The 24,247-nt window shown below is 54.5% G+C and carries 25 protein-coding genes; 14 read left to right on the top strand and 11 right to left on the bottom strand.

Annotation, left to right across the window (positions count from 1 at the left end):
* Window positions 1–150: 150 nt before the first annotated feature.
* On the top strand, window positions 151–1,200 hold the full coding sequence (locus tag ACR8BF_RS19650) for an ABC transporter substrate-binding protein (RefSeq protein WP_434745964.1): 1,050 nt from the start codon (window positions 151–153) through the stop codon (window positions 1,198–1,200).
* Entirely contained in the window at window positions 1,200–1,925 is a 726-nt protein-coding gene (locus ACR8BF_RS19645; protein ID WP_434745963.1) for a molybdate ABC transporter substrate-binding protein, read from the top strand. Before ACR8BF_RS19650 ends, ACR8BF_RS19645 begins: the two co-directional genes overlap by 1 nt.
* 1 nt (window position 1,926) lies before the next feature.
* Here the strand turns inward: ACR8BF_RS19645 and ACR8BF_RS19640 are convergent, their stop codons facing one another.
* Window positions 1,927–2,310 carry a cupin domain-containing protein gene (locus tag ACR8BF_RS19640; protein ID WP_434745962.1) on the bottom strand — a complete coding sequence of 128 codons (384 nt, stop codon included), beginning with the start codon at window positions 2,308–2,310 and terminating at the stop codon, window positions 1,927–1,929.
* A gap of 265 nt (window positions 2,311–2,575) precedes the next feature.
* On the opposite strand from ACR8BF_RS19640, the gene ACR8BF_RS19635 reads away from it, so the two are divergent.
* A complete protein-coding gene (locus ACR8BF_RS19635; protein ID WP_162303273.1) occupies window positions 2,576–3,373 on the top strand; it encodes a MetQ/NlpA family ABC transporter substrate-binding protein in 798 nt (265 codons plus the stop codon).
* 118 nt (window positions 3,374–3,491) lie between these two features.
* On the opposite strand, the gene ACR8BF_RS19630 is transcribed toward ACR8BF_RS19635, so the two are convergent.
* On the bottom strand, window positions 3,492–4,199 hold the full coding sequence (locus ACR8BF_RS19630; RefSeq protein ID WP_434745961.1) for a phage antirepressor KilAC domain-containing protein: 708 nt from the start codon (window positions 4,197–4,199) through the stop codon (window positions 3,492–3,494).
* Window positions 4,200–4,580: 381 nt separating this feature from the next.
* Between ACR8BF_RS19630 and ACR8BF_RS19625 the strand changes: the two genes are divergently transcribed.
* Both ACR8BF_RS19625 and ACR8BF_RS19620 read left to right on the top strand, forming a co-directional pair.
* Window positions 4,581–5,015 (top strand): 6,7-dimethyl-8-ribityllumazine synthase, encoded by a 435-nt coding sequence (locus ACR8BF_RS19625; protein ID WP_292985893.1) that lies wholly within the window; start codon window positions 4,581–4,583, stop codon window positions 5,013–5,015.
* Window positions 5,016–5,065: 50 nt separating this feature from the next.
* A complete protein-coding gene (locus ACR8BF_RS19620; RefSeq protein WP_434745960.1) occupies window positions 5,066–5,539 on the top strand; it encodes a DUF1348 family protein in 474 nt (157 codons plus the stop codon).
* A gap of 45 nt (window positions 5,540–5,584) precedes the next feature.
* Here ACR8BF_RS19620 and ACR8BF_RS19615 read toward each other — a convergent pair whose 3' ends face one another.
* The gene (locus tag ACR8BF_RS19615; protein WP_179898321.1) at window positions 5,585–5,983 is read right to left on the bottom strand and encodes a hypothetical protein; all 399 of its coding nucleotides are present in this window, start codon (window positions 5,981–5,983) and stop codon (window positions 5,585–5,587) included.
* 357 nt (window positions 5,984–6,340) lie between these two features.
* Here ACR8BF_RS19615 and ACR8BF_RS19610 point away from each other — a divergent pair, with 357 nt between their 5' ends.
* The 3 genes from ACR8BF_RS19610 to ACR8BF_RS19600 all read left to right on the top strand — a co-directional run bounded on the left by ACR8BF_RS19610 (window position 6,341) and on the right by ACR8BF_RS19600 (window position 9,361).
* Window positions 6,341–7,111: a MerR family transcriptional regulator gene (locus tag ACR8BF_RS19610; protein ID WP_434745959.1), complete on the top strand. Its 771-nt coding sequence runs from the start codon at window positions 6,341–6,343 to the stop codon at window positions 7,109–7,111.
* A 121-nt stretch (window positions 7,112–7,232) separates the two neighbouring features.
* Entirely contained in the window at window positions 7,233–7,622 is a 390-nt protein-coding gene (locus ACR8BF_RS19605; RefSeq protein WP_434745958.1) for a DUF1090 domain-containing protein, read from the top strand.
* A gap of 464 nt (window positions 7,623–8,086) precedes the next feature.
* Window positions 8,087–9,361, top strand: a complete 1,275-nt coding sequence (locus ACR8BF_RS19600) for a Glu/Leu/Phe/Val family dehydrogenase (RefSeq protein WP_179898318.1) — start codon at window positions 8,087–8,089, stop codon at window positions 9,359–9,361.
* Window positions 9,362–9,403: 42 nt separating this feature from the next.
* Here ACR8BF_RS19600 and ACR8BF_RS19595 read toward each other — a convergent pair whose 3' ends face one another.
* On the bottom strand, window positions 9,404–10,573 hold the full coding sequence (locus tag ACR8BF_RS19595) for an ROK family transcriptional regulator (protein ID WP_179898317.1): 1,170 nt from the start codon (window positions 10,571–10,573) through the stop codon (window positions 9,404–9,406).
* 346 nt (window positions 10,574–10,919) lie between these two features.
* Between ACR8BF_RS19595 and ACR8BF_RS19590 the strand changes: the two genes are divergently transcribed.
* Genes ACR8BF_RS19590 through ACR8BF_RS19570 form a run of 5 tightly spaced genes read left to right on the top strand, consistent with a single transcriptional unit; the run spans window position 10,920 to window position 15,901 of the window.
* Window positions 10,920–12,116, top strand: coding sequence for an extracellular solute-binding protein (locus ACR8BF_RS19590; RefSeq protein ID WP_434746205.1), 1,197 nt, complete (start codon window positions 10,920–10,922; stop codon window positions 12,114–12,116).
* Window positions 12,117–12,125: 9 nt separating this feature from the next.
* Entirely contained in the window at window positions 12,126–13,034 is a 909-nt protein-coding gene (locus ACR8BF_RS19585) for a carbohydrate ABC transporter permease (protein ID WP_179898391.1), read from the top strand.
* Window positions 13,024–13,863, top strand: a complete 840-nt coding sequence (locus tag ACR8BF_RS19580) for a carbohydrate ABC transporter permease (protein ID WP_292985881.1) — start codon at window positions 13,024–13,026, stop codon at window positions 13,861–13,863. Before ACR8BF_RS19585 ends, ACR8BF_RS19580 begins: the two co-directional genes overlap by 11 nt.
* A gap of 2 nt (window positions 13,864–13,865) precedes the next feature.
* Window positions 13,866–14,813: a carbohydrate kinase family protein gene (locus tag ACR8BF_RS19575; RefSeq protein ID WP_434746204.1), complete on the top strand. Its 948-nt coding sequence runs from the start codon at window positions 13,866–13,868 to the stop codon at window positions 14,811–14,813.
* 2 nt (window positions 14,814–14,815) lie between these two features.
* Window positions 14,816–15,901, top strand: a complete 1,086-nt coding sequence (locus ACR8BF_RS19570; RefSeq protein ID WP_434746203.1) for an ABC transporter ATP-binding protein — start codon at window positions 14,816–14,818, stop codon at window positions 15,899–15,901.
* 69 nt (window positions 15,902–15,970) lie between these two features.
* On the opposite strand, the gene ACR8BF_RS19565 is transcribed toward ACR8BF_RS19570, so the two are convergent.
* Window positions 15,971–17,911: a methyl-accepting chemotaxis protein gene (locus ACR8BF_RS19565; RefSeq protein ID WP_179898312.1), complete on the bottom strand. Its 1,941-nt coding sequence runs from the start codon at window positions 17,909–17,911 to the stop codon at window positions 15,971–15,973.
* Between the two features lie 522 nt (window positions 17,912–18,433).
* Here ACR8BF_RS19565 and ACR8BF_RS19560 point away from each other — a divergent pair.
* Entirely contained in the window at window positions 18,434–19,564 is a 1,131-nt protein-coding gene (locus tag ACR8BF_RS19560; protein ID WP_434746202.1) for a Fic family protein, read from the top strand.
* 77 nt (window positions 19,565–19,641) lie between these two features.
* On the opposite strand, the gene ACR8BF_RS19555 is transcribed toward ACR8BF_RS19560, so the two are convergent.
* From ACR8BF_RS19555 to ACR8BF_RS19530, 6 genes are all read right to left on the bottom strand, one after another.
* Window positions 19,642–19,983, bottom strand: a complete 342-nt coding sequence (locus tag ACR8BF_RS19555; RefSeq protein WP_434746201.1) for a YebG family protein — start codon at window positions 19,981–19,983, stop codon at window positions 19,642–19,644.
* Window positions 19,984–20,139: 156 nt separating this feature from the next.
* Window positions 20,140–20,934 (bottom strand): SIR2 family protein, encoded by a 795-nt coding sequence (locus ACR8BF_RS19550; protein ID WP_010247078.1) that lies wholly within the window; start codon window positions 20,932–20,934, stop codon window positions 20,140–20,142.
* Window positions 20,931–21,491, bottom strand: a complete 561-nt coding sequence (locus ACR8BF_RS19545; RefSeq protein WP_090965337.1) for a non-canonical purine NTP pyrophosphatase — start codon at window positions 21,489–21,491, stop codon at window positions 20,931–20,933. The genes ACR8BF_RS19550 and ACR8BF_RS19545 overlap by 4 nt, the downstream gene beginning before the upstream one ends.
* A gap of 148 nt (window positions 21,492–21,639) precedes the next feature.
* A complete protein-coding gene (locus ACR8BF_RS19540) occupies window positions 21,640–22,539 on the bottom strand; it encodes an ABC transporter substrate-binding protein (RefSeq protein WP_434746200.1) in 900 nt (299 codons plus the stop codon).
* The gene (locus ACR8BF_RS19535; protein ID WP_434746199.1) at window positions 22,536–23,330 is read right to left on the bottom strand and encodes an amino acid ABC transporter ATP-binding protein; all 795 of its coding nucleotides are present in this window, start codon (window positions 23,328–23,330) and stop codon (window positions 22,536–22,538) included. Before ACR8BF_RS19535 ends, ACR8BF_RS19540 begins: the two co-directional genes overlap by 4 nt.
* Window positions 23,314–24,240, bottom strand: coding sequence for an amino acid ABC transporter permease (locus ACR8BF_RS19530; protein ID WP_434746198.1), 927 nt, complete (start codon window positions 24,238–24,240; stop codon window positions 23,314–23,316). The genes ACR8BF_RS19535 and ACR8BF_RS19530 overlap by 17 nt, the downstream gene beginning before the upstream one ends.
* Window positions 24,241–24,247: the final 7 nt, after the last annotated feature.

Genomic DNA, 24,247 nt, shown 5'->3' with positions numbered 1-24,247 from the left:
AAAATCATAATAATCAGTTAAATAGCGGTAACAGAATTCGTAAGGCACCGGGATGGTGAGCCAGTAACGGGCGTTGCACATAATCAGTGCCGTGACGCACGTCACTATTCGCTATATAATCGAATGCATAACGATTTTTGAGGACAGTTAATGAAGCGCTTCTGCCAGGCATGCACACTCGGTTTACTGATACTCCTTCCGCTCTCTTCCCAGGCATCACGCCAGATTACCGATCAGATTGGCCGCCAGGTCACGATTCCAGACCACGTCGATCGCATTGTGGTGCTCCAGCATCAGACCCTGAACCTGCTGGTGCAGATGAACGCCACCGATAAAATCGTGGGGTTGATGGCGAACTGGAAGCAGCAGCTCGGCGACAGCTATGCCCGTCTGGCTCCCGAACTCAGGCAGAAAGCCACGCTGGGCGATCTGACGCATGTCGATCCTGAAAAACTAGTGGCGCTGCATCCGCAGGTCGTGTTTGTTACCAACTATGCGCCGCATGAGATGATCGACAGCATTACCGCGCTAGGGATCCCTGTCGTGGCTATTTCGCTGCGTCATGACCAGCCGGGTGAAAAAGCTAAAATGAATCCGACGCTTGATGACGAGGAGATGGCTTACGACAAAGGGCTGCGCGAAGGGATTACGCTGATTGGCGAGATCGTGAATAAACCCGCAGAAGCGAAAGCGCTGATTGAGGCGACCGATCAGGGGCGCAAAATTGTCAGCGACCGCCTGAAGGATATCCCGTCGGAGAAACGTATTCGCGCCTATATGGCCAATCCGGAACTGACCACGTATGGCTCAGGGAAATATACCGGCCTGATGATGCTGCATGCGGGCGCGGTCAACGTCGCTGCGGCGACCGTGCAAGGATTTAAAACCGTGTCGATGGAGCAGGTGATCGCCTGGGATCCGCAGGTGATTTTTGTTCAGAATCGCTATCCCTCTGTTGTGAATGAAATCAATAGCTCACCGCAATGGCAGGCAATTGACGCGGTTAAAAATCATCGCGTCTGGCTGATGCCGGACTACGCCAAAGCCTGGGGTTATCCGATGCCGGAAGCGATGGGGATTGGCGAAGTGTGGATGACGAAAAAACTCTATCCGCAGAAGTTTCAGGATGTAGACATGAGCAAGCTGGCTAACCGCTGGTATCAGCGCTTCTATCGCACCACATATCAGGGGCCCGAATAATGCGCGTACTGGCGGCGGGTAGCCTGAGAACAGTCTGGCCCACGTTGACGTCGCACTTCCAGGAATCAGTCGATACCCGGTTTGGCCCCGCCGGTCTGCTGCGCGAACAGATTGAAGCCGGTGAGCCCTGCGATCTCTTTGCTTCCGCCAGTGAGGCACATCCGCAGAGACTGCTGGCTGCCGGGCGGGCACTGGCGATCATCTCTTTTGCGACCAATAAGCTCTGTATCACGGTGCGCAGCGATCGGCTGCAGGCGGGAGATGACTGGTATCAGTTGCTCACCCGTGACTCGCTGCGGATCGCAACCTCCACGCCAGCCGCTGATCCGTCGGGAGATTACGCGCAGGTACTTTTCACCCGGATGGGCAAGGCGGGTAAAGCAGTGCGACAGCGCGCAATCCCGCTGGTGGGCGGACGGGATTCCGCAGCTATTCCCGCAGGCAGGCTCGCGGCGGAATGGGTTATTAACACGTATCAGGCAGATCTGTTTATCGGTTATGCCAGTTATCGGGATGCCCTGAGTCAGATTGCCGGGCTGACGGTGATTGATATCCCGGAGGCTGTTAACCCTGTTGCGCGCTATACCTGTGCGGTTATCACGCCAGAGGCGGGACGTCTGGCGGCATTTCTGCGTTCGGAACAGGCAAAAGCGATTCTTGAGGAAGCGGGGTTTATTACAGTGCTGCCTTACGGCAGCGGGAGACACTGCCGTGAGGTGTCATGATTTAAAACTCTTCCGGCTCCCCCGGCAACGGCTCGGTCAGTTCCTGCCCTTTTACTCCGGCATAGGTGATCACCAGTTCGGCAGGCTCATTCAGGGTATAGCCGCGATGCGCGCTGTTGACCGTTTCATTGAGAGCTTCACCCGCATGGAATGTACGCTGCTCGCCGCTCTCTTTATCCTCAACAATCAGGGTGCCGGAGAGAATAAACGCCGCATTCGGCATCGGATGGGTGTGCCACGGCAATGAAGTGTGAGCAGGCAGTGACAGCCGCATAACCGTGATTTCAGGTTCGCCAGCAGGATAGGATTCAATAACTTCACCATTCCAGGCCTGGCTGCTGCGCATAACTTCAACTGCGGTGATCCCGCTATCTTGCTTAGACATGATTAATCCCTGTAAATATTCAATGGAAATCCAGTAGTGACTCGTTAGTAAGCGTAGAAGAAAATCAGATGGGTGCCTGCTGCGATTATTGACCGGAAAAATAAGGCCTTTAAATCCCGTAATACGTGCAGAGAAACATTAAGAGTCTGGTTAATTAATGTTCGAAAACAGTGTTGTGGTTATAAGATATATTCCCCCGTCAGTACGCAACCTGTGCGTTCTGTATTATCTTTTAAGCCATCAACCATCTGAGGGATTTCTGATAATGAAAGGTCTGTTTACGGCATTACTCGCCAGTTCTGTTTTATTATTATCTGCCTGTTCAAAAGACGACGATAACAAAGTTAAAGTCGCGATTAATACCGGGCCCGATGAAGCGATCTGGCAGGTGGTTCAGCAGGTTGCTAAAGATAAATACAAGCTCGATGTTGAAGTGCTTAACTTCAATGACTATGTGCTGCCTAATGAAGCGCTGAATAACAAAGAAGTCGATGCCAACGCCTTCCAGAGTCTGCCGTATCTTGAGTCACAGTCTAAAGAGCGAGGCTATAAGTTCGCAGTAGTGGGTAAAACCTTTGTCTTCCCGATTGCGGCTTATTCGCACAAAATCAAAAACATCAGTGAGCTGCAGAATGGTGCCACTATCACCATCTCTAACGAAGCCACCACGCTGGGTCGCAGCCTGTTGCTGCTGCAGGCGCAGGGACTTATTAAACTGAAAGACGGTGTGGGTTATTTGCCTACCTCGCTGGATATCATCGAAAATCCAAAAAACCTGAAGCTGGTTGAAGTCGACACCCCCCAGCTGACCCGCACGCTGGATGATCCAAACGTCAGCCTGTCGATTATTAATACTAACTTCTCGGCTCAGGCTGGATTGTCAGCACACCGTGATGGGTTATTTATGGAAAGTGCCTCGTCGCCTTACGTGAATGCGCTGGTATCACGTGAAGACAATAAAGATAGCGATAAAATTCAGAAGCTGAAGGCTGCGCTGCAGTCACCGGAAGTCGCGGCTAAAGCGGAAGAAGTCTATAAAGGGGATGCGATTAAAGGCTGGTAATTCGCCCGTTAATCGATCCTGATTGATCAAAAAGGCCGCACTTTGTTGCGGCCTTTTTTACTTTTGCGTTTTCAGCCTGCGCTCACCGTAAGCATTCCCCGGAATTGCAGAGACGCAATTATGCGGCTGCGCCCTTAGGCTGAGCAGAGAGATGCCCTGCCCACAGGCTGGCGACCCATTTCACCCCTTTAGAAGTGAAGCGCGCCTGAGAGAATGCGTGCTGGTTTTCGCCCGTGCCAGTATGCAGCGTAAAGTAGCCCGCCTGCAGATGATAGTGCTGCGGCGTCAGGGTGCCTTTGGAGCGATACATAATGTTGCGCTCCAGCAGGAACTGGCGGAATTCCGGCTCTTTCACTTTCAGCATTTTGCAGAGCTGGCGAAAGCCAAGACAGTCATCGACCTCGACGAAGTTATCAAAGAACGCTGCCTTGGGAGCCGAGAGAGCCAGCTGCTGCTCTGCCGCCTGACGCTGTTCAAATTGCTCAGCCCAGGCGCGAGCGGCTTCAGCCGGGTTGGTAAAGTCAGGAAGATGGGTAGTTTTCTCGCGATCCTGCCAGCGATCCAGCACTTCAGCAGTAAAGCCGGGCGACAGGCGAGCCACAGCCAGCAGCGAGTCACGTTTGCACAGGCGATACTCCTGACGCACTTCCCCTTCCCGCTCATAGTCATTCACGATGAGTGGCTGGGAGAGACGCTGAGCCGTCTCCAGACTTTTGATTAACCGCTTCACTTCTCCGTGTGTAATACCCGTCATCTGAGCCAGCTCGCGGCTGCTCATTGTGACCGATTGTTCCAGAGACCTGAGGCTTTCAGTCGAAATCATCATGGGTTCACCCCTCACTTACGCTACCAATACCCGGCGGGCAGTCCATTTATTATACAAATACCTGTTCAAATATCCAGTATTTTATTTAAGCAGTGACGTAACTGGAAGCGATTACGCAAACAGGTTAGTGAGGGGCGCTGGGGAGTAAGTGTTGAACGCCGAAAAGCACGCGTTGCCTGCCTTTGCTGCAGCATACAGAGGTAATCAGGGCATCTGTTATTTACATATAATCACAATGATAGACACAGACTCTTTACATTACAGTATAGTGAAGGTTGTCAGCAGGTTACTGACCTGTCAGGCACACTATTTTTTGATTCGGGGTGCAGGGGCGCAATCTGGCCCGTTACCACTGGGTGTCACCTTTTACAGGAGTAAGTCATGCAGCCGTTGAAAGTCGCCTTTATTAAAGCAAACTGGCACAGCGAGATCGTTTCTCAGGTTCTGACCGGTTTCGAACAGGAACTGGAAAGACGTGGTGCGGCATATGAAATGAAAACATGGGACGTGCCGGGCGCTTTTGAAATGCCGCTGCTGGCGCAACGTCTGGCGCAGACCGGCAACTATGATGCGATTGTCTGTGCGGCACTGGTCGTCGATGGTGGCATTTATCGCCATGATTTCGTCGCACAGGCGGTGGTCAGTGGTCTGATGCAGGCACAACTGGCGACCAACGTACCGGTTTTCTCGGTGTCCCTGACGCCTCATAATTTCCAGCCATCAGCAGAGTTTATCGACTTCTATACGCAGCACTTCGTGAAGAAAGGTCAGGAAGCGGCGCGTGCCGTCTGCCAGATCCACGCACTGGAACTCTGATTATTCTGGATGCGGCTCACGCATCTGCCTGTGTTGTTAAGGAGAGAAAGTTGGAAAATTCACGTCCGCCCTTACCCCCCTTTACCCGGCCCGAACAGGCGATTGAAAAAGTCCGGCTGGCTGAGGATGGCTGGAATAGCCGGGATCCTGAGCGCGTTGTGCTGGCCTATTCAGCGGAAAGCCAGTGGCGTAATCGCGATACTTTCCTGACCGGTCGGACAGCCATTGTCGCCTTCCTGCAGCAGAAATGGCAGCGGGAGCAGCAGTATCGGCTGATCAAAGAGTTATGGAGTTTTGACCAGAACCGGATTGCGGTGCGGTTTGCCTATGAATGGCATGACGAGGAGCACCAGTGGTATCGCTCCTACGGCAACGAGAACTGGGGGTTTGATCTGCAGGGATTAATGATGCAGCGCTTTGCCAGCATTAATGATCTGAAAATCAGTGAAGAACAGCGGCTGTTTCACTGGCCACAGGGACGGCGCCCTGACGACCACCCTTCACTAAGCGAACTCGGCTTATAGCGGAGGCGCATTCAGCGGAGAGCGCTGCTCTCCGCCGTTATCTGCTCAGCCCTGCTCGCCCTTGTTCTCAACAAAGGTAGCTTTGTTGCGCGTGACTGTATAAGCCACTTTTTTGACATCTTCCGGTGACGTGGTCACTTCTACCGGCGCAATGGTCACCCGTCCCATACCAAACAGCGTTGGCACATAGCCACCAATCTGATGCTTTCCGGCCGGAACATGCAGCAGCATGCTTTCGCCGTTAGGCAGTCTGCCTGCGTCTTTACCATCTACAGTCAGGAAGACACTGGAGCCATCATCTGCGCGGGTCAAAATGTGTGAGACATCAATTTGTGTCGGACCAGCAGCAAATTCATTTTGTGCATCGGCGGCGGCATTTTTCTTCGCGCAGCCGGTCAGCACAGCAGCAACCGTCACAACGGCGAGAGTATAACGATAACGCATTGGGCACTCTTTCTCCTGATCATCAGAACCCGCTATTTTAGCAATTTGATCGGCGGATGTAAGAGGGAAAAGAGTCGGCATGCTCTTAAAAACGATAGATCAGGCTCATATCCGGTTCAGTTTGTGTAAAGAATATTTACTGAATAAATACACAGTCTTTTTTGACTTGCAGAGGCGCTTTTAACCCTCTGATCATCATGAATTTAACCAGGGAATAAAGGTGAATAAGCGTAGCGTAACAGGGCCTGCTCGTTGATTTCAGACTGCTTTTCCCTGTTAATTGGCTGTCAGAAGGTTCATAGTGGTTGCTCATCCCCGGCTACTGTCGGCGGCCTTTCCCTCAAAAGAGGGCACGATATGCATTCTTTTACTACCGATACTGTTTGCGCCATAACGGGCGCCCATCCCGCGAACCTTAAACGCTGGATGAAACAGGGTTTGCTGACGCCACAGCAAAATCCGGATTGCTGGAGTGATGAACACCTCAGCGAAATCTATTCCCTTGTTGGCTTAACCGCCACAGGTGCCACGCTCGAAGAAATCAGACAGGGGCAGCTGGCCGCCTCAACGGTGATCACCCATGGCTGGGCGGCGCGCAAAGGCGACATGCTCTGGCAACTGGAATTTGGCACACCGCTGTCGCTTTCACGTCAGATGCACAACATGTCCAGTAACTACAGCGGTGATGATTTCATCATTAATCTGCTGCGGCCACTGAGTGTCTGGCTTAATGCTGATCACCGTCGGGGAGCGTCGCGACGCCTTGATCGTTTTGAGCAATCCGTTAAGCAGCAGGCTGACAAAGTGATGCGCGTTTCATCGCGTAATGAATCTGCGATTCCTCTGTTCCTGGAAGCGGTGAGCGTGCTTGATAAAACTGAAATCTGGCTGGAAGCGATTCGTCTTACTGCGATGGGCTTTAATGTTGCGGTTGACTCACGTGCGACCGGCTTGCCCGCCATAAAAACTGAACTCCATCAGCATCATGTAATGTGGTGTGGGGCCGGGATTAGTCAGCAGATGCAGGATTATTTCGAACAGCAGAGTCAGGATGGTCATCCTGTGATGCTTAGTGGCCCTGATCGTAACCTGCATTATTCACACTCTGACGCCTCCAGCGCTGCCTGATAGCAGGCAGCTCCTTCTCCTCTCCGCTTTTCTGCTCCAGTAAATATTTTTTTCCGTTAAGAATCACTTAAGGTGACTGCGTATACTGACGCCTCAACCCTGACTCATTGACGAGACTACGATGAAAAAAACGTTACTGACATTCAGCCTCTGCCTGTTGCCACTGACTTTCACTGCTGCTCATGCGGCATCTGCCCTGACCGGTTGTGCCGCCAAAAAGCAGGAGATTGAGACCCAGCTCTCTTTTGCCCGCCAGCACAATAATACCCATCAGGTTGCCGGCCTTGAGACCGCCCTTCGCGAAGTGAATCAGAACTGCACCGAAGGCAGTCTGTTAAAGCAGCGCCAGGAAAAAGTGGCTGAGAAAAAGGTTAAGGTGCAGGAACGCGAACAGGAACTGGCAAAAGCGAAAGCGGAAGGACGCAGCGCCAGCAAAATCCAGAAGCGTGAAGATAAACTGGTAAACGCTCGCCAGGAGCTGAAAGAAGCCGAACAGGCTCTGCATCAGTAATCCTTCCGGGCCAGACCCGTATGCTGGCCCACTGCTAGACACTTTTTACTTATCACTGCTCTTACTGCTCTAAATCACTGATTAGCCTGTGCAATTCTTCTTCGATTCATTACTTAAGGTAATCCTTTGATTACTTATTCTCATGCACTGAACCGGGGCATCAAAGTCAATCAGGTAACAATCAATTATTTAACTTTTTGAACATCCTCAAAGAATTGAAAGATAGCGATTTTTCTTTGATATGCAGTCATTACGCACTTCTGCCGCATCTTTATTCGCCTTAAAGCGGTCATTGAACCTTATCTATTCACTTTCTCTGCCCCAAAACGGGGCGCCACTGCACTTAAACAGGGCAGTGCCCCCATCATATTTGTTTCAGAAGTGTTAGATTATGTCCGCGCAAGATAATGCGCTCACCGTCCACGGTTCCACCCAATAAATGACTTCATTAAGAAAGGTTTTTTATGGATAAGTTATCTTATGCGTCTGAAAGCAGCACATCTGCCTGGTCCACCTACTTACAGCAAATTGACCGGGTTGCGCCTTATCTGGGCGATCTTTCACGTTGGATAGATACTTTGCGTCATCCAAAACGTGCGTTGATTGTTGATATTCCTCTTCAGATGGACGATGGCTCAATTCGCCACTTCGAAGGCTATCGCGTTCAGCACAACCTTTCGCGCGGTCCAGGTAAAGGCGGTATTCGTTATCATCCGGATGTCGACCTTAATGAAGTCATGGCGCTCTCCGCATGGATGACCATCAAATGTGCGGCGGTTAACCTGCCCTATGGCGGCGCTAAGGGCGGTATTCGCGTTGATCCTTTCAAACTGTCCGATGGTGAACTTGAGCGACTGACCCGCCGTTATACCAGCGAGATCGGCATCATCATTGGACCGCAAAAAGATATTCCTGCGCCAGATGTCGGCACCAACAGCAAAGTGATGGCATGGATGATGGATACCTATTCCATGAACCACGGCACAACGATTACCGGCGTTGTCACGGGCAAACCGATTCATCTCGGTGGTTCTCTGGGCCGTGAAAAAGCCACCGGTCGCGGTGTATTTATCACTGGACGAGAAGTGGCACGTCGCGCCGGCATTGAGATTGAAGGCGCGCGCGTTGCAGTGCAGGGTTTCGGTAACGTTGGCAGCGAAGCGGCACGCCTGTTTGAAGAGGCGGGCGCCCGCGTGGTTGTGATTCAGGATCATACCGCGACACTCTTTAATGCCGATGGCATCAACATGGCTGCCCTGACCGAGTGGCAGATTGCCAACAAGCAGATTGCCGGCTTCCCTGGCGCGCAGAGCATTGAGAAAGAGGCGTTCTGGACCACAGGAATGGATATTCTGATTCCGGCGGCACTGGAAGGTCAGATTACCCGCGAGCGTGCTGAAGTCCTGAGCTGCAAAATCGTGCTGGAAGGGGCAAACGGTCCGACCTATCCGGATGCGGATGACATGCTGGCAACGCGCGGCATTATCGTCGTTCCGGATGTGGTCTGTAATGCCGGCGGCGTGACCGTCAGCTACTTCGAATGGGTTCAGGACATGGCCAGCTTCTTCTGGAGTGAAGATGAGATCAATCGTCGCTCAGACAAGATTATGACGGAAGCGATGGTTCACGTCTGGGAGAAGTCGAAGGAGAAAGATTGCTCACTGCGCACGGCGGCTTATATCGTGGCCTGCGAACGTATTCTGATGGCGCGTAAAGATCGCGGTATCTATCCGGGTTAATGCTTATGGCGCTGTTGCCTGCAACAGCGCCGTTTTCATTGCCTACTTCATCAGCACCTGAAACTTCGGGTTAAACTCATCAAAAATCGGTAAGGCTGCAGCACCCAGCGCAGCGGTATCGCTACCGGTCATGCCAGTCTTTAATCGCATATCAAAGAGATACCGTCCCCGCACTGACTGATAAAGGGGTGGCAACCGTTCTACGATCTGCTCCAGCAAGGACGCAGGCATCATCCCACCAATTATCACCGCCTCTGCATCAAACACCGACTCCAGAATATTGATCGCCTGGCGCAATGGCGTCATCACGCTCTCAATCCATGCGGTGAAACGCGCGGGTTCAATCTGCAGCAGATCGTCAGGTAACGCCCGCATCGGATCGAGACCGCAGAATTCATAAGCTGCCTGTAACGAGACATACCGTTCCAGGCAGCCCTGATTACCGCAGTAGCAGTCGCGACCGCCCGGCTCCACCACAATGTGTCCAATCTCGCCTGCGTTATGGGCGTGGCCGGTATAGATGTGGCCATCAGTGAAGATCCCCGCGCCAAGGCCGGTGCCGATGTAGAGATAGATAAAGGAGTTAAGGTGGCGCGCCGTACCGTGGAAGCGTTCTCCAATAGCGGCTACTGTGGCGTCGTTTTCCAGCGTCACCGGCAGGCCGCTGAGGGTGCCGAGCTCCGTCCCGATATCAACCTGCTCCCAGCCGTTCAGTGTGGTTGGCCCCACTGAAGAGATGCCCTCAACCCCAAAAGGACCCGGCATCACCACGCCAATCCCCAGGACTTTCTGCCACTGCGCGCCGAGGAAGGCACGCATCTCCTCCAGCACGCCGGCAATGCACGCCAGAGTGGCAGCAGGCTGCGGCTTTTGCACCATAACGAGGCGGCGGAAATGGACTTCGCCGCTAAGATCGACCAGCACCAGCAGCAATGTCTGATGATCAAGATGAATGCCGATCGACCAGGCACTGGTGGGATTAAGCGTGACCGGAATGGATGGCTGACCGCGTCCGCTACGGCGCGGCTGGCGGCTGGTCAGCAGTTCGGCCTGCTCCAGCTCTGCCACGATATTCGAAACGGTCTGCGGCGTCAGTGCCGTCATTCGGGCCAGTTCGGCACGGGTCAGCTCACCGTGCAGACGAATGGCTTCAATCACCACACGCCGGTTATGCGCCCGCGCATGTTCAAGGTTGGTACCCGAGGTTTTCATGTTGTTTTCCATTACAGCGGGACCCGACAGTATTCGTCCCCGGGAGCATTCCGGCAAACAATATCTTTGATGCAGCACGCAATTCTCGCGCATCAGAATAGGCAATTTTGCCATAAAAGTGCAGTCTGAGTTTCAGCGTTGTTACGGCTTTGTTGCTTGCTTTCTACTACTTGTGGCACGCCGTTTGCTTAGTTCTCTACGGTCAGTCTGCACACTGACCAGAATTTTGCCCCTGATTAAATCAATCAAATTGATTTAATTAACCATCAGCCTGTTGCTGCATAGTGGAGAAGACCATGTCACAGCGTTATACCCTAAACTGAAAGCCGGGTTTGCCGCCTTACTGATGTTAAGCGCAGGCAGCGCGGCGGCGGCCAGCCAGATCAATGCGCTGTTTATGACCCAGGCGGCCTATAGCGAAAATGATATCCGCGCGATGACGCAAAATTTTCAGAAGCAGCATCCGGATGTCACCGTCAATCTGGAGTTTGTTCCTTATGAAGCGCTGCACGACAAAATCGTGGCGGCGCGCGGCGCAGGCGGTAATGGCTATGATGTAGTGCTGTTCGACGCCATCTGGCCTGCGGAATTTGCCCGTTTCGATTTGCTGCAGGATGTGAGCGCACGCATTACGCCAGAGGAGAAAGAGAAGGTCTTCCCCGGCGCAATGAACACGGTGGTCTACAAAGGTAAAACGCTGGGTATGCCGTGGATCCTTGATACCAAATACCTCTATTACAACAAAGCGATGCTGGCTAAAGCGGGCATCACCTCGCCGCCGCAGACCTGGCAGCAGGTGCTGGATGACGCGAAGATCATCAAAGATAAGAAGATTGTCACCTATCCGCTGGTCTGGAGCTGGTCTCAGGCTGAAGCGCTGGTGTGTGACTACACCACGCTGGTGTCGGGCTTTGGTGGACAGTTCTATCAGAACGGCAAACTCGATTTCTCCAGTCCGGCCTCACTTAAAGCGCTGAACATGATGAAAAGTTCGCTCGATGATGGGCTGAGCAATCCGGCTTCGCGTGAATATCTGGAAGAAGATGTGCGTAAATCATTCTCTAATGGTGATGCAGCTTTCGCGCTGAACTGGACCTACATGTACAACATGGCGAACGATCCTAAGCAGAGCAAAGTGGCGGGCGACGTTGGCATCATGCCCGCCCCGGGCGATGCGCCTGGAAAAGTGGGTGCAGTGAACGGCTCAATGGGACTGGGTATCACCAAAGGCAGTACGCATGCTAATGAGGCGTGGCAGTTCATCCAGTACATGACCTCACAGCCGGTTCAGAACCAGTATGCGAAGCTCAGCCTGCCGATCTGGAAATCTTCTTATCAGGATGAGGCGGTGAAAAAGGATCAGGAGAGCCTGATTGCCGCAGCGGACAAATCGCTAAACGTGATGCTGTCACGTCCGGAGACGGCTGACTATTCGCGCCTGTCGAACCAGCTGCAGCAGCAGTTACAGCAGGTATTGCTGGGTAAAATGCCCGCGCAGGACGCGATGGCGACGGTTGATAAAAGCGCCGCCCGGTTGCGTTAAGGAGTCATGATGCTGAGTTTGCGTCAACGCGAACAGCGTCAGGCATGGGTGCTACTGGCACCCATGCTGCTGGTGATGCTGCTGTTAACCGCCTGGCCTCTTCTGCGTACCATCTGGCTTAGTTTTACCGATGCGGCGCTTATTGGCAGCGGTGAAACCCCTGCCTGGATTGGGCTGGAAAACTATCTTTATGCGCTTAGCGATCCCGATTTCCGGGCGTCGATCTGGCGCACACTCTATTTCACTCTGGTTTCTGTCACCGTTGAAGGAATCATCGGCGTGCTGGTCGCGCTGCTGCTGAATCAGAAATTCATCGGGCGTAATGTGCTGCGGGTGCTGGTGATTCTGCCCTGGGCGCTGCCGACCATCGTCAACGCGATGATGTGGCGACTCAACTTTAACCCCGATTACGGCAGCATCAACGCCCTGCTCAGTCAGATCGGCTTCATTGATGGCTATCGCAGCTGGCTGGGATCGCCGGATTCAGCGCTCAATGCGGTGATGTTCGCGGATATCTGGAAAAACTATCCGCTGGTCACCCTGCTGGTGCTGGCGGCGCTGCAGTCAATCCCGGAAGATCTGTTTGAAGCAGCTCGACTGGATGGCGCATCTGCCTGGCGCCGGTTCCGGGCAATTACTTTCCCGGCGATTGTCGCTCCACTCGGCGTCGCGCTGGTGTTACGCACTATCGATGCCTTTAAGATCTTCGACATCATCTACGTGATGACGCGCGGCGGGCCAGTAGACAGTACCAAAACCCTGAGCTTTTTCGTCTATCAGGAGTCGTTCAGTTACCTGCGTGCCGGCAGTGGTGCCGCCTATGCGATACTCATGACCCTGATGTGCGCCCTGCTGATCACGCTCTATCTGCTGATGTTATGGCATCAGCGCCGCCGGAGTTCTGCTTATGAAAACTAAACTGCGACGGGTGCTGCGTTATGGGGCGGCGCTGCTGGTGGCCATCAGCATTCTGGCCCCGATGGGCTGGCTGTTTCTGATGAGCGTCAGTTCTGCCAGCGATCTTTCCCGCGTGCCGCTGGAGTGGGTGCCGCGTCAGTGGGATTTCAGTCGCTATCAGGGGCTGGTTTCGCTGGCACCGAACCAGCCAGGCAACATTTTCCTGCATGCGCTGGGGAACAGCCTGCTGGTGGCGACGGTGGCCACGGTGATCTCATTGCTGCTGGCGATACCGGCGGCGTTCAGCTTCTCACGCTACAGCGGTCGCGATGCCTGGCTTTCCGGCGCACTGGCAATCTACATGGTGCCGCCGGTGGCGTTTGTGCTGCCGCTTTATTTTCTGCTGCAACAACTGGGGCTGCTCAACACCCGTCCCGGCCTGGTGATGGTCTACTGCTCGCTAATCCTGCCGTTCCTGACCTGGATGCTCAAGAACCAGTTCGACTCGCTGCCACGTGACATCGAACAGGCGGCACGGCTGGATGGCCTGCGCTTCTGGCAGGTTCTGCTGCGCATCACACTGCCGCTGGCGAAACCGGTACTGGGTGCCGCTGCGCTGTTTGGCTGGTTGCTCGCCTGGGATGAGTTTTTCTACGCGCTGCTGTTCACCAGCAACATTTCGGCACAGACCCTGCCGGTCGCCATTGCCGGTTTTACCGCCGGACGCGCGACTGACGACGGACTGATCGCGGCGATTGGCATTCTGGCTTCGGTGCCGCCTCTGTTTATTGCCATCTGGTTGCAGAAGACGCTGGTCAGCGGCCTCACCAGCGGCGGAAGTAAGGGATAAATATGGATACTACCCACGCGTCCACGCTTTATGTGGTGGGCAATATTAATGTCGATTTAATCATGAGTACGCTCAGCGACTGGCCGAAGCGCGGCACAGAAGTCATGCTGCAGCACAGCGAGTTACGTCCTGGTGGATCGGCCGGTAACTGCGCGCTGGCGCTGGAGGCAATGCAGGTGCCGCATCGGGCCATCGCCAATCAGGGTGACGATGGATTCAGCCACTGGCTCGCCAGTCACTTTCCCCACAGCGCCGCACACTGGCCGCGTTATGCCTGTGAAACCTCGCTGACGGTGGGCGTGACCCATCCCGATAACGAGCGATCGTTTCTCAGCAATCACGGCCATATTACCGTACTGACCGCAGACGATGTGCTGGCCCAGCTGCCGTTGCAGGCGACACCCGGTGACATCGTGCTGCTATGCGGCACCTTTCTTTGTCTTGAACTTTATGATCACTATCCGGCGCTACTGGCCGAGCTGCAGCAGCGTGGCTTTTGTGTGGCTGTGGACACCGGCTGGCCGCCCGCGGGCTGGAGCGATGGGCTTCGTCTGGAGATGGGGGCCTGGTTAGCGGATTGTGACTGGCTGCTGCTGAATGAGGTAGAAGCGCTGGGTTTAGCGGGTGCAGACCTGCTGGAACAAAGCGGTAAATGGCTGTCCTCTCAGCTCAGTGGCCGCGGCGGCTGCGTGATTAAGTGTGGCGCAGAGGGCGCGCGTCTCTGGTCTGCCGCCTCGGTGCAATTTGCCGCCGGCCAGCCAGTGACGGTGGTCGATACCATTGGTGCCGGTGACAGTTTTAATGCCGGTTTTCTGACGGCACTGCTCTATTGCCAGTCATCGCTCACCGCGCTGCGCTGGGGCATTGACGTGGCCTCACAGGCGATAAGCAGCTCTCCGCGCCGCTATCCCAGCTGGCAACAACTCCAACTATCACATGAGGTGCGCTGAACATGGCCAGTGTTGAACTTGTACAGGTGGCGAAGCGCTACGGTAAACAGAGCGTGCTGCACCCGCTGGATTTAACCATCCCTGACGGCAGTTTTACCGTGCTGGTCGGCCCCTCCGGCTGCGGTAAATCCACCCTTCTGCGACTGCTTGCGGGTCTGGATACGGTCTCTGACGGTGCGATCATGCTGGATAAAAAGCAGATTAACGATCTCGATCCTGCCGACAGGGATATCGCCATGGTGTTTCAGAGCTATGCACTCTATCCGCACCTCACCGTCGCCGAGAATCTGGCGTTTCATATGCAGGTAAAAAAGGTGAAGCGAGACGAGCAGAAAAGCAAAATTGCCCGAATCGCCGGTATTCTCGGTATTGATCAGCTGCTGCAGCGTTATCCACGCGCCTTGTCGGGTGGACAGCGGCAGCGCGTGGCGATGGGACGTGCGATGGTGCGCAACCCGCAGGTTTTTCTGTTCGATGAGCCGCTTTCTAACCTTGATGCGCAGTTGCGCATGGAGCTGCGCGCCGAGATTAAGTCTTTGCATCAGCGTTTCAAAACCACGATGGTCTATGTCACTCACGATCAGGTCGAGGCGATGACGCTGGCGGATCAGATTGTGGTGATGAAAGAAGGGGTGATAGTGCAACAGGGTGCGCCGCTGGCGATTTACGATCGTCCGGTTAACACCTTTGTGGCGCGGTTTATCGGTTCACCGCCGATGAATCTGCTGGATGCCCGTTTTCAGATACGAGACCGCGTGCCTGGCGTTCTCTGTGGTGAGCAGTGGCTGCCACTGCCGACTCGCTGGCACAGTGCCGCGCAGCAGCAGGCTGATCAGCCTGTTACGCTGGGCGTACGCCCTCACGATCTGATCAGTGATGTCAGCGGGCAACCGGCGGCGGTGAATATTGTAGAAATTACCGGCGAATCGACGCTGTTGCATCTGAACTGGCAGGGTTTTCCGCTGCATATGCAGCTGAGTGGCCGCAGTGACGCCGTCCCGGGCGGCACGCTTTCGGTGACTGTAAATCCAGATAAAATGCATCTGTTTGATGCCAGTAGCGGTGTGCGGCTGATGGAACAGGGATAAAAACAAACCCGCCGATGGCGGGTCTGTTTTTTGCAAAGCGGAGGCTGGCTCAGGACGCCCACGCTCGTCTTATGCCAGGTGGAACTGTTCCACCGTCTGTGACAGCTGCTGCGCCTGATCTTCCAGCGAACTGGCGGCTGCCGACATCTGCTGCACCAGCGCGGCGTTCTGTTGAGTGACACCATCCATTTCATTGACGGCAATCGTTACCTGGCTGATACCACGCGCCTGTTCGCTTGACGCTGTGACAATCTCACCGATTATGCCCTGCACCGAATTCACCGCGTGCATCATCTCCTGCATGGTTTTACCGGCATCGTTTACCAGCCGGACGCCGCTCTCAACCCGTACACTCGACTCTTCAATCAGTGCACCGATCTCTTTTACCGCATTCGCACTGCGCTGGGCCAGATTACGCACTTCGGAGGCGACCACCGCAAAACCCCGGCCCTGTTCACCAGCACGTGCTGCTTCTACCGCCGCGTTCAGTGCCAGAATATTGGTCTGGAAGGCGATGCTGTTGATCATCGTAGTAATGTCGCCGATCTTTTTCGAACTGTCGTCGATCTGCGCCATAGTCTGCACCACCTCACCCACCAGCGACGCACCGCGACTGGCAATATGCGTGGCATTTTCAGTCAGGCTGGTTGCCTGCTGCGCGTTGTCGGCATTCAGGCGAATCGTGGCACTGATCTGCTCCATGCTGGCTGCAGTCTGCTCCAGCGCGGCAGCCTGTTCTTCAGTGCGTGATGCCAGGTTCAGGTTACCGCTGGCAATTTCGCCCGCGCCCTGACGCACCGATTCACTGGAGTCTTTAATCTGCCCGACAATCTGCCGAAGCTGGCTTTGCATGGTGTGAAGCGCGAAGAACAGGCTGCTACTGTCGCCGCTTTTCACTGCGATCCTGTTATCCAGCTTGCCATCGGCCACGGCCAGCGCAATATGGGCTGCTTCAATTGGCTCGCCACCAATTGGGCGCAGCACTTTACGGCTGAACAGCATGCCGAGTACGGCGCCAACCAGTAGCACACTGAGTACCATTAAACCTACGGCCCAGGTCAGTTGACGGTTAGTCGCCGCCATTACCTGACTGACTGGTGCAACGACGCCAAGATACCAGGGCTTGTCACTGTTTCCAATCACTACCGGCTGCCAGGTGACCAGTGCGTCTTCACCCAGTACGGCATCAAAATGCTGTACGACGTTGGACGTAAAACCATCTTTTTCGCCTTTCCAGGGTTTCCCGGCTTCATCTTTCACCGGCGAGGAGACGACATTCCCGTTACTGGAGAGCAACAGCGCATAGCCGCTGCCCTGCCAGGGTTTAATCTGATTCACTTTCTGTTGCAGTGATGCCAGTGAAATATCAGAGGTGACAACCGCCTTTAAGTTGCCCTGATCCACAATCACGGCAGCGACGGAGGTGAGCAGAGTCGGCACGCCGTTATAGGCATAACTATAAGGTTCGGTGAGCGTATCTTTTTGTGATTTTTGCGGGACCAGATAGTAGTCGCCCTGACCCGGCGTCAGATAGGAGAGCAGCGGATGCATCGCGTATTTCCCTGATGCGTCACGATCCACAAAAAAGGCATAGCGGCCCTGGGGGGCCTGACCCGGCTGTGAGGCGAACGAGGCATCACGGCCATCAAAGGCATTCTGTTCGAATATGACTGACATCGACAGATAGTCAGGATTCGCGCGCAGCGCATACTCCATCACCTTATCGGCGGCTTTACGATCGGTAATGCCAGCCTGAGGTAACGCGATCAGACTTTGGCCGAGAAGACTGGCGACATCGCGTGCATGACCCAGCTCCTGCTGTACCTGTAAGGCGCGGCTCTGGGCAATCTGATGCAGATACTTTTCAGCCAGTTCTTTCTGTTCTTTACCTGACTGCCAGCTGAGGACCCCGATAGTCACGGTAAATCCCAGCACTATCGTTAAACCACCCATGATTAACATCTGCGCACGGGTGCTCATTTTTTTCTTATGTGTTACCTGACTGGCCATAGTGATTCCCCTGGAATTTACCCGTTTCTATCACTCCTTTTGTTTGTGGTGCTCCTGAGATCATCTATCGGCGGCGTTTTTTTGAACTTTAATGGGGGTCATCCCGACGTGACAGGCGTCTCACTGGGCGTGATGCAGGGAAGTTGATCGCAAAGGGGTTATGGCTTTGCTCATCACCGGGGCTTTTTTTGATCTGCAACAATACTGCTGCCCGCTATTACTGTCAGTTTATGTCAACAGTTGTTGTAGCCCCTTATCGCAGTGGAGAAAAAACAATGATCGGTAAATCAGGACTGGCTGTTGGGATGGTTGTCTGGTTAGCGTATGTCGCCTGGATCGTTCACTACTATTCAGACACCTTTATGCAGTTCTCCCGCTAAGCAAACAGGACCTTCGGGTCCTTTTTTTTGCACTCAATTCTGTCCGACTGGCCTGTGAGCCAAATATGCGTTATTATCGACTCATTATGTGAGCCGAATAGAATCATCTATTCGGCTCATTCTTTCTGATTGTGAGCCGACTATGAGCGTGAACTGGATCTGGCAACAGCCGGACTGGCCCCATTTTCAATGGCAGGATGCTGTGCTGTTACCTCGTCTGCGCCACCTGCAACAGCAGCGCGGTTTGCTGCTGGGCCGTGCCAGCCTTCAGTCAGACAGCGAGTCCCAGACACTTGATACCCTGCTGAGCAATATCCTCTCCTCTTCTGCGATTGAAGAGGAGCGGGTCAACGTGCAGTCAGTGCGCTCCTCGCTGGCGCGCCGGTTAGGCGTGACGGAAGAACAACCCTATCCGGTCTCTGATCGATCAGAAGGCCTGGCCGCGATGATGCTGGATGCGATAAACAATCGCAGCCAGCCGCTGACGCTGGACCGATTATGCCAGTGGCATCACTGGCTCTTCCCGGCCGATGAATGGACAGTGCAGCGCCTGAGCGTTGGCACGCTGCGTGGCAGTGAACCGATGCAGGTCATCTCGGGACGAATTGATCGGCCCAGGGTTCATTTTGAGGCTCCAGCGCGACAGGGTCTGGAATCCCAGCTGACGCAATTTATTGAGTGGTTCAATAGTAGTCAGAATGATGTGATGCTGGACCCGCTGCTGCGTGCCGCCATCTGCCATCTGTGGTTTGTCACATTGCATCCTTTTGATGACGGTAACGGTCGTATCACGCGCGCATTAACCGACCTGGCATTGGCGCAGGCCGACAGCCAGAGTATTCGCCTCTATGCCATGTCACCGGCCATTCTGGCACAGCGTGCCGGTTATTACCGCATCCTGGAGCAGACCCAGAAAGGCGGTCTGGACATCACCAGCTGGCTGGTGTGGTTTCTGGATATTCTGGATGAGAGCCTGAAACAGGCGATGAACGTTATTGATCGTACCCAGATCAAAGCGCGTTTCTGGCACCGGCATCAGGGGATAGGATTGAGTCCGGAGCAGGTAAAAGTACTGAACCGACTGTTAGATGGCGGCGAGCAGGGTTTTGAACTGGGAATCAGTGCCAGCCAGTATCAGAAGGTGGCGAAAGTGAGTAAAGCCACCGCGACCCGTCATCTGGCCTATCTGGTTGAAAAAGGCTGTCTTTACCGGCTTGAGGGAGGTGGCAGGAGCACCCGCTATCAGGTTAAAACCGGCGAGAAACTCAAGTAACCATGGCATAAAGGCATTGATCAACGCCCTATTCAGAAACAGCAACGCCGGAAGGTTCGCTTCCGGCGTTGTGGCGATTAAGCGGCTTTAACGGCGCGCACTTTCTTTGCCGCAGGCTCTTCTGCCTGCTCATCCGTACCATCGTCTGGCACGGCTTCAGCCTGGGTGACCGTTGCTGCGGCTTCAGGCAGTTTGCTGGTACGCAGAATATGCTGAACCGCATCTTTCTGTTCTGCAATCAGCAGGCCCAGCGTTTCCGCCTGAGATTCATCCAGGGCAGGTTGATGCTGTAACAGCCAGTCGGTGAAAGCTTCGGCCATATCGAGCATTTTGTCGTAGGCATCGGCCTCTTTCTTGTTGGCAAACGTCATCTTCTCTTCACCCTTTCTGACTACAACAAATTTTGTTTCAACAGCCATCTTTTCGCCCTCAGGTACTGTGTATACATACAGTATATCATGCCAGTTAGCCTTTGCCAGCAGAGAATAGGATATATCCGTCGTGCGCAGGCTAACCTTAACCGGGCGCAGGTTTTTTTCTTTTTCCTGACGCTTCTCTGCGGGAAATCAGGCCGACTACACCAGCAACTCTTCAAGGAACATCGCCAGCGCCTTGCGTGGATCGTCCTCTTCGGAAACGATCACCTCGATCCCCCACTGTCCCAGCACTTCTTTAGCCACCGGGTTATTGCGGTTGGTGAACAGATACGATTTTGGCCTGGCGGTCGCCAGCCCGGTACGGCCCCACATTTTGGTCAGGCGGTAAAACAGCAGGCGAATGTTGAAATCACTGATGCTGTAGCCGACAAACAACACGGAATTGCCCATCACATCGTGAGTCAGCTTGATGTCGAGCGGCGAGTCAAAATAGAGACGTTCAAAGTAGCTGCTCTCATCGAGCACGATTGAGGTGTCATCATCGAAGTCACCGTGAAGTTTGATGATGTGACGCTTATCTTCTGTCAAAGAGACGAGATCGGCAGCGTTGGCCACTTTGTAATAGGGTACGCCGTGCGCTTCATGCGCCGCTTCCAGCCAGCGATCGTAATTGGTGGTGTAGATACGCGAGAAATTACCCTGCGTAATCATGGTATGAATTTCAGAAGACCGGACATCGATATCCGGGCGATGCCACTCACGATCCATCCAGCTGCGCAGCGGGCCAAGCGACCCCTTTTTCTGTTTGTAATACTCCGCCAGCGACAGATGCGTGCCATAAGTATTGAAGATTTTTGGGTCATAGCCCAGTTCGTTAGCCAGATGAGCGATCAGTTCATGCCACTCGGGAAGGCCAAAATTGCGCGAAATACCGGCGCCGGCAAACAGAATCAGTTTGCCGGAATCATAGGCGCGTTTGAGTTCAGGTTTCATGCCACTCCCCGCGAGGTTTTTAAAAAGGTGGCGAAGCGATCCAGCGCGATGCGCCGCATCGAAATCTCATTCTTGAGTTCGCCCATTTCGGCAAAGGTCTGCTCATAGCCTTCAGGAATAAACACGCAGTCCCACTGGAAGCCGCGCGTCCCGGCAGGTTTCGCGGCGATAGTACCGCGCAGCTCACCCGAAAACTGGTACATTTTGCGGCCATCGCAGTAGCCCAGCACAGTTTTGGCCGTCACGGCCTGGCTGTCCAGCCCCTGCACCAGCGCGGTAAAGCGCTCCGCGTCCAGGCGGTTCCAGAAGATGCGGGTCAGACCGGCAGGCAGACCATTGAGGCCATCCAGATAGAGGCCGGTATGCTCAACAAACAGCGGTCGCCCAATCAGCGAAAAAGCTTTGGTGAGTTTATCGCGTACCAGGTCGAGCTCATTTTCAGTCTGAATTTCTTCGATGCGGCGGGCGATGGGCAGGACTTCGACCCCGATGGGTTCGAGTATTTTGCGCACCTCAGCCAGTTTTGGCTCATTGGCAGAAAGGAATCTGATTTTCATGGGGCTTCCAGGTCAATTACTCCGCCACACAGTGAGGATTTTACGGAAACAGGCGGGCAGGATAAATCACTAACGCTGGAGAGTGTAGTTCAATTCTGTGCTCATCAGGTTGAGAACCGACCGCAGCAGGCGAGCCGGTTCTGCAGACTCAGTAAACAATGCCCGGTGGATTGATCGTGGAGTGCGCAATGGCTTCATCCTGTTCGCCCCAGCGCGCCAGCACTTGCTGATACTGCCCACCTGCGATAGTGCCATCCAGCGCAGCCTGCAGCGCGGGGGCCAGTCCATTGCCCTTTTTGGTGGTCACGGCAACCCAGGCGCGAAACGGCCCACTGCCAACCAGCTTTGTCTGCCCGCGTGACGCCACTTTCCAGGCCGCCATGGAGTGAGGCCCGAACATTGCATCGGCCCGCCCCGACAGCAATGTCAGCGTCGCGGATGCATCATCAGTCAGATAGACAGGCGTTACCGCAGGCAGACCTTTGGCCCGGTTCTGCTGATCCCAGCTCAGCAATATGCGCTCCTGATTGGTGCCCGACGAGACGATAATCCGCTTACCGGCAATATCAGCCGGACTGTTAATACGGCTGATTTTACTGTCGCTTTTCACCGCAAAGGCGTGATTGTCGGCGCGATAGGTCGCAAAATCGAACTTCTTTTTGCGCTCTTCGGTAACGGCAATATTGAACATCGCGACATCATAGCGTCCGGCGCTGATGCCCAGCGGCCAGTCCTCCCACGAAGCCGGAACCAGCTTCAGCTTTAATCCCAGGCTGTCCGCCAGCAGCCTGGCAATATCAGGATCGCTGCCGATCCGGGTGACATTGTCTGACGCCAGCAGTGACAGCGGCGGTGAGTTGGTCGCCGAGGTCGCCACCGTCAGCGTACCGGGTTCAATAAAGTGGAAGTCAGCCGGAATTTTACTGATTGCCTGCGGATTGGCCGGGGCATGTATCGGCGTCTCGTTTTGCTGGACACTGAGCCTTTCGTCCGCCGAACAAGCCAGCGACGGGAGCAACGCCAGCACCGTTAACGTCAGCGCTCTCATAATACGCGCGCCAGGAAACGGCGGGTACGTTCATGACGCGGATTATTGAGCACCTGCAACGTGCTGCCCTGCTCTACAATCCGGCCATCTACCATAAAGACCACATTGTCTGCCACTTCACGGGCAAAGCCGATCTCATGCGTCACAATCACCAGCGTAGTTCCGGAACGCGCCAGCTTTTTAATCACGTCGAGCACTTCACCGACCAGCTCCGGGTCCAGCGCCGAGGTCGGCTCATCGAACAGCATGACACGCGGATTAAGCATCAGTGCGCGCGCAATAGCGATACGCTGCTGCTGTCCGCCCGACAGATGACGCGGCCAGGCATCCGCTTTATGGCGCAGCCCTACAATATCCAGCAGTTCGCCCGCATGCTGTATCGCTTCCGTTTTCGTTAACTGCCGATGCGCAATCGGCGCTTCAATCAGGTTATCCAGCACGCTGAGGTGCGGGAACAGATTAAAATTCTGGAACACATAGCCGACGTTAATGCGCTGGCGCAGAATCGCTTTCTCTTTCAGCTCATAGAGCTTATTGCCGCGCTGCTGATAGCCAATATAGTCGCCATCAATCTGAATGAATCCCTTGTCGACCCGCTCCAGATGATTGATGGTGCGCAGCAGCGTGGATTTACCGGAACCGGACGGTCCGAGGATCACCGTAACCGATCCGGGTTCCAGCGACAGCGAGACATCATCCAGCGCGTTGTGTTTACCAAATCGTTTACTGACGCCGGTAATGCTGATGGCACCTGTCGTGTTTGAGGTGCGGTAATCAATGGCTTCGGACATGGCTGATCTCCTCGGTTGGATGAAGGGGTGTAACGCGGTTGCGCCACTGTCGCCAGCGAGAGAGTTGCGGTTCACGCGTGACGCTGCGGGCCATCCAGCGTTCAGCGTTGTACTGAATCACGGACAAGACGGTAGTAATGATCAGATACCAGGCGGCCCCCACCATCAGCAACGGGATCACTTCCTGGTTGCGGTTGTAGATCATCTGGATGGTGTAAAACAGCTCCGGCATCGCCAGCACGTAAACCACGGATGTGCCCTTCGCCAGGCTGATGATCTCGTTAAATGCAGTGGGAATAATGGCGCGCAACGCCTGCGGCAGAATGATGCGGAAGGTGCGGCGCGTGGCGGAGAGACCCAGCGCGGAGGCGGCTTCCACCTGACCGTGATCGACGCCGAGGATCCCGCCGCGAATAATCTCCGCACTGTAAGCCGCCTGCACCAGCGTCAGACCGATAACGGCTGCCTGAAACTGACCCAGCACGTTAATCGTCTGAAACGCGCCCCACGACAGGCTGGTAAAGGGAATGCCAAGCGACAGGGTGTCGTAGAGATAGGAGAAGTTATAAAGAATAATCAGCACCACAATCAGCGGCAGTGAACGGAACAGCCAGATATACCCCCACGCCAGCGTGCTCAGCAGCCACGACGAGGAGAGCCGTGCCAGCGCCAGCAGACCACCAAAAAACAGGCTGAATACCGTGCCCAGCAGGGTCAGTAGCAACGTCTGGCCCAGGCCATGCAGGATCGCCGGATCAAAGAACCAGCGGGCAAACACGCTCCACTCCCAGCGCGGATTAAAGGCGACCGACTGCACCACGCCCGCCAGAATAAACAGCGCCACGATAGCCCCGGCAGTGCGTGCCGGATAACGCGCCGGCACCACCTGTAACTGTTGATGTTTGCTCATCGTTACT

The organism is Candidatus Pantoea rara (assembly GCF_051136265.1).
Lineage (GTDB): Bacteria > Pseudomonadota > Gammaproteobacteria > Enterobacterales > Enterobacteriaceae > Pantoea > Pantoea rara.
Note: the sequence above shows the minus strand (reverse complement) of the source record. Positions and strands in the feature narration are given on the sequence as shown.